An 11,385-nucleotide genomic window follows, 5' to 3' on the forward strand; every position below is an offset into this window, starting at 1 on the left:
CCCCTAAGCCGAGTTTTCAAGGTGCTGCGCCGTCCACTTGGTTTTCGAGACTGGCCTTTTAATTCTAACGTAAAGCCAACCTAGAACGGCGGGGTTTCAGACCCAAAATTTCCGATGACGGGAAAGTTAACAAATTGAGGACAAGAATCAGCATTCTTGACTATAGAATTCCACTCCCCGACCATCACCCCGGGGAATTAGGCTCTGTTCAAAAAATTGCTGACAGCGATTTTCAGCATCAGCGACGAGAACTTTGGCAAAATGACCGTTTTCGAGAACTTCTTGCCTCGGACGTTGTTCGTAGGCATAGATAATCAAAATATCTCCGGGTTGACAGAGCAGAGCCGCACCACCGTTGGGGCAAATTTCCCCAGTTTGGCCGGGAAAAACGTAGGTGGAAAAGCGCTTACCATTGCTAAGATTGACCACATCCACCTCTTCAAGCGGCAAAATACCGACCCGCTCAATCAATTCTCGATCGATAGTGATACTGCCGACATAATCGACGTTAGCCTCGCTGACGCGCACTCGATGGAGTTTGGCGTGCATTAATCGAATTGTTCCCATGTATTTTGTCCTATTTCCCCCAATTACCTCAATTATTATGCTCTCCCAGTGGGAATGTTTACTCAAAAATCTCGGTCAATGGCAAGGTTCTTTTACCCGTCTGTCTCCCCAAGGCGACTTGATCGAAGATACCCCGACTTTGGTATCTTTGCAAGGCATTAATAATAATCGATCAATTCGTCAATTGGTCCGCCGTCTCTACAGCGATCGAGCGCCGGAAGATTTAATTTTAGAGTATAGTTCTCTCCATCAGGGTATTCTATTTAGCCAGACGGGAGCTTTTTGCCAAGGTTCTCTATATTTTAGTAGTTTTTCCTCACAATTCGGAGCAGAATTTGGCTTAATCTCTGGGGAAAGACGATTAAGAATCGTCCAGTTATTTAATGAACGCTGTGAGTTCGATCGCTTGACTTTAATTCGGGAAAAGTTAGTTGATTCTCAGTCACCCGAAAGACCGATGTTAACGGTGGAGCAATTACTGGGTCAATGGCGAGGACAAGCAGTGACAACGGGACGGGATTTTTATAATTCTGCTGCCTATTCTACCCATATATCGATCGAGCGTCAGGGGGATAATTATCTCTCGCAAACTTTGACTTTTGGTGATAATCAAATCACTTCTAGCGCTCGTATCGAGGGACAAAGATTGTTGTTTGAAAATGGTCCGCTGCCGATTCAAATACTGTTGCTGCCCGATGGAGCCTCCTGTAATACACCTCTGAAAATTACTGCCGGTCATCCTTTTGTTTTAGAGGTGGGTTGGTTACTTTCTCCTACTCAAAGACAGCGCTTAATTCGTTCTTATGATGATAAGGGAGAATGGACGGGTATTACTCTGGTAACGGAGGAAAAAGAAAGCTATTAGCCGTCAGCCCTCGGCTAGATTGATAATAAAAAGGAAATTGACTAATTACACTGAAAAATATCGGGTTTCTCCTAAAGATGAATTATAAGTAAGTAGTTATAATTAAATTGAAGATAGATTTTGCCTCAGATCCCCCCTGCCCCCCTTGATAAGGGGGGTGCCGATCCCCCCTTAGTCCCCCCCTTAATCCCCCCTTAATAAGGGGGGCATCTGATAATTTTTAACGACTACCTACTTAACTGGATTTGGCATCGTCTCCTTGCTCGGAGACTTCCCAAAACAACAACTTTGTACTTCACCAATAAGATAACTGCTCTCAGAAGCTGAATGCTAAGGGCTGCTTTATATAAGCAAAATTTATCAAAATCCCAATATACTTGAGAAGATTTAAATTTACATTCCTTAATCTTTACTTTTCTTAAAAAATAATTGAGAAAAATTCCTATTTGTCAACGAGATTGCAATAGTTACAGCCTGCTGCTAAAATATAAGAATTGGGTTACTCTGTGCATTTTTAGTCTTTGTGCCTTGAAACCCTTACCCAGTCTAGGATGACTAATTCGTCCCCAGGAAAAACTTGCCAATTGCTCCTCTGACGAAAAAGATCTTTTGCCAAAAATATGTGTACTTATGTTAAAACGAAAAAGTTTTTTTGACAAAATGTACCAGATGTGCTGCGAGGAAAGTATCCAGATTAGCTAATGGGGGTGGGAAACTGTTAACTATCTAGGGTTTGCGGCAAAAAGTTTGTTGGTGGGTGTGGGGTGTGGTGCGAACCACAAAGACACGAAGGACACAAAGATTGAGCGCTCCCATATAAGTTAAGTAGTCGTGCAAAATTAATTTCCTAGTCGAGACTCCGAGACTCCGAGACTCCGAGACGGGATACAGCTATTAGGGATCGGATTTGAGTTTTCAGTTCACTGTTTCCTCACATCAGAAGTCTGACGGAGTAGTGGCTTAGATGTGTAATTAATTGTGCTTAGATACTTAAACACACCAAGAATAAGAGAGCCTGCTCCCTGCTCCGCTGCTTCCCTATACCTTTTAAACAGGATGTAGTATTAAGTAGTCATGCAAAATTAATTACCTGCCCGATCGAGCTAAAACCCTTACGGGGCAATGATCGTCATGTGTAAATAATTTTGCCTAGGTACTTACTGGTTAGGATGAGAGAAGCTCGAGTTTTGAACGGTCGATCGAAGGACTAATATCTTTAACCAAAAAGTAAATTATGGAGAATTTCTAAACGCAGGTCATCTTCACGAACAATAGCACCATAATAATTTTTTTTATTCTCTAGCCAGAGTAATTCAAACTCGATCGCCTTGGGCAAAGCTAAACTAAAATTATCCAAAGCTTGGGGACAATTAAAGATAACTTTGCGCGTCTCGAAGCGGTCAAAATGTCCTTGGCAGAACATTTTGAAAAACGGTAAAGAATCTAGTGACACCCCACCCCCAATAGCCACAGTCAAACCGGCAGCCTTAGCTTTTTTTGCCAAAGGTAAAGCCAGATCCAAAACTTGCTCGCTATTGACATCCCGGCGAGTTAATCCCAAAGAACAGGCTAAATCCATCCGTCCGATGACGATACCATCGAGAGATTTTATCTCTGGAATCGCTAACATTTCCTGAAAATTCTCACAGGCAGTAATCGTTTCAATATTAACCAATAACTCCACATCTTCCACCCCTTGATCAGCTAAAACCCTCCTAGCTGCCCGCAGATATTTTTGTAAAGCGTAGCCTGTTTCTACCATGGGAGCAATCAAGCGATCGACTCCTAAATTAACCGCATCAAAGATATCTCTGATCGCTTCGCAACCGGCGATTTTCAGATTAAAATCCACCCCCGCTTGCAGACTAATTTCTTTCAACCGCATCGCTTCCGTCAGTCGGGTTCCTTCCGTCTCGAATTCCGCTTTTACCCCTGAAACATGGTGATCTTCCCTGAGTTCTCTTAACAGTTCCACCATTTTTTTTTCTAAGGAATTCATGATTTTAATCGTTCACAATCGGTAACTGCTAGAGGATCCTTGTTAATTATAGCCGATCCGCGAAAAGCCGATAGCTGAGGACTAAGAGACCATAAAAATACCCTAAACAAGGGGACAAGAGCGACAAAATACTGGCATAATGAGCAAGGCCGTCTGATTTTTTTCTGGCCCCATCCTTTCTATACTACATTCGTAATATAAGTAATTCTCTAGTTAGACTATGCGAACTCACTACTGTGGCGACCTTAGCGCGATCGAAATTGAAAAAAGTGTCACCCTCTTCGGTTGGGTCGATCGCCGTCGCGATCACGGTGGCGTTATTTTTATTGATCTGCGGGATCGCAGTGGTATTGTCCAGATCGTCAGTGATCCCCAACGAACTCCCGCTTCCTACCCCATCGCTGAAACCGTCAGAAACGAGTATGTCATCAAGGTGACGGGAACAGTCAGTCAACGTCCCCCCGAATCCCTTAACCCCCGCATTGCCACCGGAGAAATTGAAATTTATGCCAGTAGCATCGAGATTCTCAACGGGGTTACTAAACAACTGCCTTTTGTCGTCTCCAGTTCCGAAAGTGAATCGGTACGGGAAGATGTGCGCTTGCGATACCGCTATCTAGACCTACGCCGGGAGCGTATGAGTCAGAATTTACAACTACGTCACCAAGTTGTCAAGGAAATGCGCCGTTTTCTCGAAGATGAACAGCATTTTATCGAAGTGGAAACACCAATTTTAACTCGATCAACTCCCGAAGGAGCGCGGGATTATCTGGTTCCTTCCCGTGTCAACCCCGGCCAATGGTACGCTTTACCCCAATCACCGCAATTATTTAAGCAATTATTAATGGTGTCGGGAATGGATCGCTACTATCAAATCGCTCGCTGTTTCCGGGATGAAGATCTGCGTGCTGATCGTCAACCGGAATTTACTCAGTTGGATATGGAGATGAGTTTTCTCTCCTTAAGCGAGATTTTAGCCCTGAATGAGGCTTTAATCGCTCATATCTTCAAAAAAGTCAAAAATATCGATATAAGCCTGCCCCTGCCCCGTTTAACCTATGCTGAGGCTATGGATCGCTATGGGGTCGATCGCCCCGATACTCGTTTTGGCTTGGAATTGGTCAATGTGGCGGAGATTTTTGCCGATTCGGGATTTAAGGTGTTTTCAGGTGCGATCGCTAGTGGTGGGACGGTGAAAGTTTTACCGATTCCCAACGGTAACGAGGCGATTTCTAACGTCAGAATCAAACCGGGTGGGGATTTATTCAAAGAAGCCACCGATGCGGGTGCGAAGGGAATCGCCTACATCCGCGTGCGCGAGGACTACGATTTTGATACCATCGGTGCGATTAAAGATAACCTGACAGAGGCACAAAAACAGGCTTTAATCGAGAAGACTGGTGCAAAACCGGGGCATCTGCTTTTATTTGGGGCAGGAGATACCGATACAGTCAATAAATCCCTATCCCGCCTACGCTTAGTTTTAGGGGAACAATTGGGATTAATTGATCCGGAGAAAATCAACCTCCTCTGGGTGACGGATTTCCCGATGTTTGAATACAACGCCGAGGAAAAACGCCTAGAAGCATTGCATCACCCCTTTACTGCCCCTAATCCCGAAGATTTAGACGATCTAGCCCAGGCTCGCGCCCTAGCCTACGATATGATTTTTAATGGTATTGAAATCGGTGGCGGCAGTTTGCGGATCTATCAACGGGAAGTACAGGAAAAAGTCTTCGCTACCATCGGTCTGTCCCCAGAGGAAGCCTATAATAAATTCGGCTTTTTGTTAGAAGCTTTTGAATACGGAACCCCTCCCCACGGTGGCATCGCCTACGGTTTAGATCGCTTGGTGATGTTGTTAGCGGGGGAAGAATCAATTCGCGATGTGATTGCTTTCCCGAAAACCCAGCAAGCTAGTTGTTTACTCACTTCTGCACCTTCAACAGTGGCAGCGAAGCAATTAAAGGAATTATCCGTTGCTTCTACCTACAAACCGCCATCCTAAGATTAGGGTGGGCAATGCCCACCTAATTTTTGCAAGTCTGTTGACACCATGCTCTTAAATTCTTTTCTGCTACAAAGTCCTCCCAGCACTGCACACCACCCGAAAACCGTTGTTGAAGAGGAAGTGCCAATCGTAGTTGACGCGGTAAGCGGAACCGCAGGAATTCGGGTTGTTTAACCAAGAACCGCCCCGCAATGGAGAACGATTATCATCACCATTTTTTATCCAGACACTGCCATCCCTCGGCGCATCCTTATAGTTATCGTGCCAGGTATCGGCGCACCATTCCCAGACATTGCCGTGCATATCGTACAGTCCAAAAGCGTTGGGGGGAAATTTACCAACAGGGGTGGTTTCTTGACGATAAACACCTTTGGGTCCCTGAGCATAAATAGAATTGCCGTCGTAGTTGGCTAAATCGGGGGTGATGGTTTCCCCGAAATAGAAGGGAGTGGTGGTTCCTGCACGACAGGCATATTCCCACTGCGCTTCCGAGGGGAGGCGATAGTCTCGTCCCGTCGCTTTCGAGAGTCGCATACAGAATTCCACTGCAGCGTACCAAGAGACTCGTTCAACGGGGCGATTATTGCCAGAGAACTTAGAAGGATTTAAGTCAAGGTCACATTCAATTTTCGGCAGGGAGGCCACTGCTTTCCACTGGGCCTGAGTGATGGGATATTTGCCCATAAAGAAGGCAGGAACGGTCACTAGATGTTGGGGACGTTCGTTATCATTTCCTTGTCCATCGGGTGAACCCATCTTGAATTGTCCTGCTGGAATAGCGACCATTTCCAGGGTGACATCATTGCCCAAGTTTTCTGTAAAATACCGCGCTTGTTTCTTTTCCCGTTTGACTTCCTTGCCTCGACTATCGACGGTGACAGTTTGAAAATCAAAAAATTGAGCATTACTAGGTAATTGGCGACGGAGTTGGTTAAGTTGAGAATGATTAGCTAAATCAACTTTTAATCAAATAGTTCATTAGTTCTAGCAGAAGCGTTGATTGTACAACCACAGGCATTACAGTTGAATATGTTATTTCTCACGATGTTGATTGTTCTACACCTTGGACACTTGATTTTTTTCTCCTTAAAGAATAATTCTTCTTTTCGTGCAGCTACATTAATGGTACATCCACAAAAACTACAATTTATTGTTTGATCATACCTTGAAATATTATTAATTCGACCACAGCGTGGACAAAATATTTTAGCTTTTCCCCCAAGGGCTAATTTCACAGAACTTCCTGATGGTATTTTTTTTCTCTGTTGTTGTTCTTTCTTCTGTTTTTCTCTCTCTTGTTGCTCTTTTTTCTGACGATCTAATCTAGAGTATAATTTCTTAAAAATAGCTTTATATCCTAATTTATCAGCTTTGACAATAAATAAAATTTTCTCTAACTTCTCTACATAATCAATATCCCCTAGTGCTACGGTATCCCCTAAAGTACCAAGTAAACTCTCCAACTCACCCTCTTTATTTATCCCCCGCAATCGCAACCAAGACTTAACGGAATAATCTAGCTGTTCTCTTGCCCAATTTTTATCAGGCAAAGCAGTTAAACTATCAGCTAAATCTAATGCTAATTCAGGCATCCAAGCGGGGCGTTCATTTTCTAAAGCCTCATAAACCTGACGATAGCCAGAAACGATAGTCTTTAATAACTTAGGATCATCAATACCTCGCATTAAATCGGGTATAAGCTTAGGCAAAATGGGCGGGACATTGTGATGAATTAGGTAGTGAATATCGGCAATCCAACCGCCTACCAGTGATTGACATTTGACTAAAAACTGACAGAGATATTCAAAATCCTTAGCCGTAACTTTATACGGTTGAGTCGCTAAATCACTGCTATCGATTCCCGCACTCTTGAGAGCTTCTTCGTCTTGTAAAATTTTCAAATTAAAGGCATTATCACTCCCATATTGCCGATCAATTTCCTCCAAAGATTTATTTAATTGTTTTGCCAGTTGCTCTCTTTTTTCTCGCCATTGTCTTGCTCTAATTTTAACAGATTCATAGACAACTTCTCGATAGGGAAGATTAGAAATAATCGATTGATAAAAATATTTTTGCTGTCCTTCTCCCCAATAGCCCACATTAAGATGAAGATAATCCCCATCAATTTGTGACTCTAAAATTAACATGGGTTCAGATTTTAATAAGGCAAAAAGACCTATAATAGCCGCACCACCATGATAGCGTTTACTATCCCATCCACCATCAATTAGTTCGATCGGTCTTTCGGTACTTTGAAAAGAATAATGTTGATTAAAAAATTCCCGTAATCCTTGCGCTAAACCAGTTTCAATATTAGGAAAACTTTTGTTGTTGCCACCAAATTGATCAAAATCGATAACAGGAGGTGCGGGAATTATTCTCAGAGAAAGTAAATTCTCATCATGATTAGCATTCAAAATTTGATCGGGAACAATTCTCAAAGGCCAGTTTTGAAATAATTTCTGATCTTGAACAACTTGACGAGCAGTATTTCGTTGTTCTAGGGCTACTTTTAACTGAGTTTGACGGTTATCTTCAGCAAGTTCTTTCTGCAATTGCTTCTGTTTTTCAAATTGCTCTCGCTGAAATTCCTGATTATTTAATTGTTGCCATTTTTGAAATTCCTGTCGCTTATCTTCCAGTTTTTCCGTTGCTTGTCTCGCCAATTGACTATTAATTAAATTGATAACCCCATTAACAACATAAAATCCCATTATTTCAGCAGTCATAAGATTTCCTCTCCCAGATCAACTTTGCTCAAGTAGTTTTAAACGGCCAAGCTTCCGCCGGTTTATCGGTAATTAAAACCTCCCCGGTCAACTGCTCATTTGCTTGTTCAATTTGCGAACAAGACCAAAACTTTTCCTCATAGGGAAAATTAGAATCAATCCCCCGATAACCAATAACGTCACCATCGAGATTTCGGCTAACATCGGTTAAAGTAATCGCGTGCCAAGATTGAGAATCGGGATAGGAAATCGGGTCTAAATCGTGGGCATCTCCGACAAAAACCACGGGACGATTCTCATCTAAAGCATTAGCCAATTCCTGATGGTCAAAACTTGCCCAATGGGAGGGGATATCATAAGAACTCAAAATTTCTTGATAATCTTCAGGATTTAAAGCACCTCCTCGACCGGGATAGTCTATTTGCAGTTGGTCTGAGAAATTATTCGTAATGTCGGGATGAAAACACTGGACAATATTTTCAATGGTTTCGTAACCACAGGTTGGCCCCGTTTGTAAATCTGCCAACAAATGCACATTTCCTAACCCCGTAAACCCTAATTCTTGATGGGGAATATCATTAATTAAAGCTTCTGGCGATTCATAATGAAAATCCTGATGGCAGTGGGATACATCTTGCCAAGACTCATCAGGTTGATAGTTGAAAGCGGCCTCCATCGTCTCATTTTGCCAATTCCAATACTCTTGATTCGGCATTTCCTGCCAACCGCTTTCGGTTTCCGGCAGATTCACCTCGGTAAAATCTGGGGAAACTAACTCCAAAGCTTGACTATCTAAAGGGTTAAGCGAATAGTCTTCTGGCGCAAAGCCTTGGCCATAGAGGTCATTCATGGTCGCCTCCGCTCCTTGACTGGGGCTATTTTTTAACCTAGAGAATCGGCATCACTAAGTATTTATACTTCGATGATACTCCCAACCCATGAAAGTCTAGTCTGGACGTTGATAAAAGTTAACTGATGTTGACAGCCTCGAATTTTGGGCGCAAGGCTTCACTGGTGTTAACTTAACGGTTGAGATTCCCTGTTTTTTTGATGGGTAACAATAAACCTCTCGCATAATTGATTTTTGAGGATTCAAAAACGTCAAAAAGGCGGATTAACTGGCAGAAAATCTCTAAATAAACCATTTAATTGATTATTACTCATTCTTAATTCTCCTGACTCCTGACGACCGGCTCCTGACTCCTAACCCCACCAACAAACTTTTTCAGCAAACCCTAGTTAATTATTTTCAGCTAGTTGACTAACAACCCATGCTCTTAAATTCTTTTCTGCCCTCACTTCATCCTCTTTAGCAGTGGCTAAAAATTCCTAGAGTTTAGTTTTGGGAACTAGGGGAAAAGTGCAGGGTAAGCGCATCTTAACAATCCTTGACAATTGTTAAGCAAAAATCGACCAAATGGGTCGAGTTCGCCCCTACAAAATCGACCCGCCTAAGGGCGGGAAAGAAAAGAAAAAAGAAAAAATAGGGAATGAGGGTAAAAGGGGAAAAAGGCAAAAGGGTTAGAGAGTTCTCCCGAATACGCAGACTACCCGAAAACCGTAATTGTTGATGCGGTTGACGCGGCGGAAGTAGTAGTCGTAGCGAATCGCGGAACGGCAGTAAGTAGGATTGTAGCCCCAGGAACCGCCCCGCAAAGGAGAACGATTATTATTACCATTTTCTATCCAGACACTGCCATCCGTCGGCGCACCGTCATAGTTATCGTGCCAAGTATCGGCGCACCACTCCCGGACATTGCCGTGCATATCGTACAGTCCAAAGGCGTTTGGGGGAAATTGTCCCACGCGAGTTGTTTCGTTTTGATATTCTCCGTTCAGTTCATCGGCGTAGGTATTACTGGCATTGTAGTTAGCCAATTCCCCCGTAATGGTTTCCCCAAAGTAAAACGGGGTGGTGGTTCCAGCACGACAAGCGTATTCCCATTCCGCTTCACTCGGTAGTCGGTATTCCCGAACCGTTAGTTTTGATAATCTCGCACAGAATTCGATCGCATCGTACCAGTTGACTTGTTCCACGGGACGGCGATCGCTATCGGGACGGTCTTTAAAATAGGCTGGCTTGAAATCAAGGTCTTGTTTAACTTTTAAATCCGTGCGAGAGGCGATCGCTTTCCACTGGGCCTGGGTGATGGGGTATTTACCCATAAAGAAGGGTGGGACAGTTACTTCATGTTGTGGTCTTTCCCTTCTAAATCCTTCCCAATTAAATTTTTTAACCAGTCTTTCGATTTCCTCATCTTCTGTTCCCATCAGGAAAGTTCCCCCCGGAATGGCGACCATTTCTAAGGTGATGCCTTTGCCCAGATCTTCCCTGAAATATTGGGACTGTTTCGACTCTTTTTTGATTTGCTCACCCTTCGCATTTACTCCCACCACCTCAAAGTTAAATACTGATAACAGTTGTTTTGGCTCTTCCGGTTCAAGCTTGAACTGATAGCCAATTGCTCTTTCTAGTTGCTCAAATCCGTCTTCTTGCCAATAATCAAGCCGGTGAATATCTTGCAGATTCAAGCTAACTTCTGCAAGTCGCAGATCAGGAATTTCGCATTCTTCTAACCTCATGGGAATAAAAAAAATTGTCCCCGGTAGCATCTCTCCCAAGGTATCAAGTGCAATCCTCAACTCCCGTTGGATGTATCCCTGCTTATTAGCTGATTTCGCTGACAGACAGGCGAGAAAAATCTGACTAGCTTTAATCGCTTTCGGAATTTCATCTCGCCAAATTTGACCCGGAATCAGGTCTTTTTTATCTAACCAAGGTTTATATCCCGCTTGCTTAAGGCGGTCATGCAGTGCCAAAACTGCTGGTTTGTCCTCACTAGCGTGAGCTAGGAAAATTTGGATCTCTGACTTTTTCATCGGAAATTTTGGGTCTGAAACCCCGCCGTTCTAGGTTGGCTTTACCGTCAAATATTAGCACATTTACACGATATATGCTAGAATGCGGGATATGGAAAAGCTATCGCTACCGATTTTACCCCACACCCGAACAAGAGTCGCTATTGCGGCGCACATTGGGCTGTGTAAGATTAGTTTACAACAAAGCTCTCCACGAACGAACACAAGCTTGGTACGAAAGACAAGAAAGAGTAGGCTACGCTCAAACTTCTTCAATGTTGACCGATTGGAAAAAACAAGAAGAATTAAACTTTCTCAATGAAGTTAGCTGTGTACCTTTACAACAAGGGTTAAG

At 43.2% G+C, this 11,385-nt stretch carries 9 protein-coding genes and 1 pseudogene; 3 read left to right on the forward strand and 7 right to left on the reverse strand.

The features are described 5' to 3' along the window. Nucleotides 1–147: 147 nt before the first annotated feature. Nucleotides 148–567 (reverse strand): aspartate 1-decarboxylase, encoded by a 420-nt coding sequence (gene panD / locus EWV66_RS01255; protein WP_052277873.1) that lies wholly within the window; start codon nucleotides 565–567, stop codon nucleotides 148–150. Nucleotides 568–604: 37 nt separating this feature from the next. Here panD and EWV66_RS01260 point away from each other — a divergent pair, with 37 nt between their 5' ends. Then, complete coding sequence (locus tag EWV66_RS01260) at nucleotides 605–1,432, forward strand: DUF3598 family protein (RefSeq protein WP_185236944.1); 828 nt, start codon at nucleotides 605–607, stop codon at nucleotides 1,430–1,432. A gap of 1,216 nt (nucleotides 1,433–2,648) precedes the next feature. Here EWV66_RS01260 and EWV66_RS01265 read toward each other — a convergent pair. Continuing rightward, nucleotides 2,649–3,431 (reverse strand): aldolase/citrate lyase family protein, encoded by a 783-nt coding sequence (locus tag EWV66_RS01265; protein ID WP_185236941.1) that lies wholly within the window; start codon nucleotides 3,429–3,431, stop codon nucleotides 2,649–2,651. 220 nt (nucleotides 3,432–3,651) lie between these two features. Between EWV66_RS01265 and aspS the strand changes: the two genes are divergently transcribed. Continuing rightward, entirely contained in the window at nucleotides 3,652–5,439 is a 1,788-nt protein-coding gene (aspS, locus tag EWV66_RS01270) for an aspartate--tRNA ligase (protein WP_052277871.1), read from the forward strand. Nucleotides 5,440–5,508: 69 nt separating this feature from the next. Here the strand turns inward: aspS and EWV66_RS01275 are convergent, their stop codons facing one another. From EWV66_RS01275 to EWV66_RS01290, 5 genes and pseudogenes are all read right to left on the reverse strand, one after another. Next, nucleotides 5,509–6,252 (reverse strand): formylglycine-generating enzyme family protein, encoded by a 744-nt coding sequence (locus tag EWV66_RS01275; protein ID WP_287107485.1) that lies wholly within the window; start codon nucleotides 6,250–6,252, stop codon nucleotides 5,509–5,511. 152 nt (nucleotides 6,253–6,404) lie between these two features. Further along, entirely contained in the window at nucleotides 6,405–8,171 is a 1,767-nt protein-coding gene (locus EWV66_RS01280; protein WP_287107486.1) for a zinc ribbon domain-containing protein, read from the reverse strand. 28 nt (nucleotides 8,172–8,199) lie between these two features. Continuing rightward, nucleotides 8,200–9,021: a hypothetical protein gene (locus EWV66_RS01285; protein WP_002750793.1), complete on the reverse strand. Its 822-nt coding sequence runs from the start codon at nucleotides 9,019–9,021 to the stop codon at nucleotides 8,200–8,202. A gap of 389 nt (nucleotides 9,022–9,410) precedes the next feature. After that, nucleotides 9,411–9,533: pseudogene (locus EWV66_RS23935) on the reverse strand (Uma2 family endonuclease); the annotation flags it as partial. 159 nt (nucleotides 9,534–9,692) lie between these two features. Further along, nucleotides 9,693–11,051, reverse strand: a complete 1,359-nt coding sequence (locus EWV66_RS01290) for an SUMF1/EgtB/PvdO family nonheme iron enzyme (protein WP_287107487.1) — start codon at nucleotides 11,049–11,051, stop codon at nucleotides 9,693–9,695. A 74-nt stretch (nucleotides 11,052–11,125) separates the two neighbouring features. On the opposite strand from EWV66_RS01290, the gene EWV66_RS01295 reads away from it, so the two are divergent. After that, on the forward strand, nucleotides 11,126–11,385 hold a 260-nt coding region (locus tag EWV66_RS01295), incomplete at its 3' end, for a helix-turn-helix domain-containing protein (RefSeq protein WP_502705657.1).

The organism is Microcystis sp. M_OC_Ca_00000000_C217Col, from assembly GCF_007095585.1.
In the GTDB taxonomy this organism is placed as follows: domain Bacteria; phylum Cyanobacteriota; class Cyanobacteriia; order Cyanobacteriales; family Microcystaceae; genus Microcystis; species Microcystis panniformis.

Bases quoted from the DNA above. Each gene is read 5' to 3' on its own strand.
- EWV66_RS01290 (WP_287107487.1), bottom strand. From the start codon at position 11,051: ATGAAAAAGTCAGAGATCCAAATTTTCCTAGCTCACGCTAGTGAGGAC.
- panD (WP_052277873.1), bottom strand. From the start codon at position 567: ATGGGAACAATTCGATTAATGCACGCCAAACTCCATCGAGTGCGCGTC.
- EWV66_RS01285 (WP_002750793.1), bottom strand. From the start codon at position 9,021: ATGAATGACCTCTATGGCCAAGGCTTTGCGCCAGAAGACTATTCGCTT.
- aspS (WP_052277871.1), top strand. From the start codon at position 3,652: ATGCGAACTCACTACTGTGGCGACCTTAGCGCGATCGAAATTGAAAAA.
- EWV66_RS01260 (WP_185236944.1), top strand. From the start codon at position 605: ATGCTCTCCCAGTGGGAATGTTTACTCAAAAATCTCGGTCAATGGCAA.
- EWV66_RS01280 (WP_287107486.1), bottom strand. From the start codon at position 8,171: ATGACTGCTGAAATAATGGGATTTTATGTTGTTAATGGGGTTATCAAT.
- EWV66_RS01265 (WP_185236941.1), bottom strand. From the start codon at position 3,431: ATGAATTCCTTAGAAAAAAAAATGGTGGAACTGTTAAGAGAACTCAGG.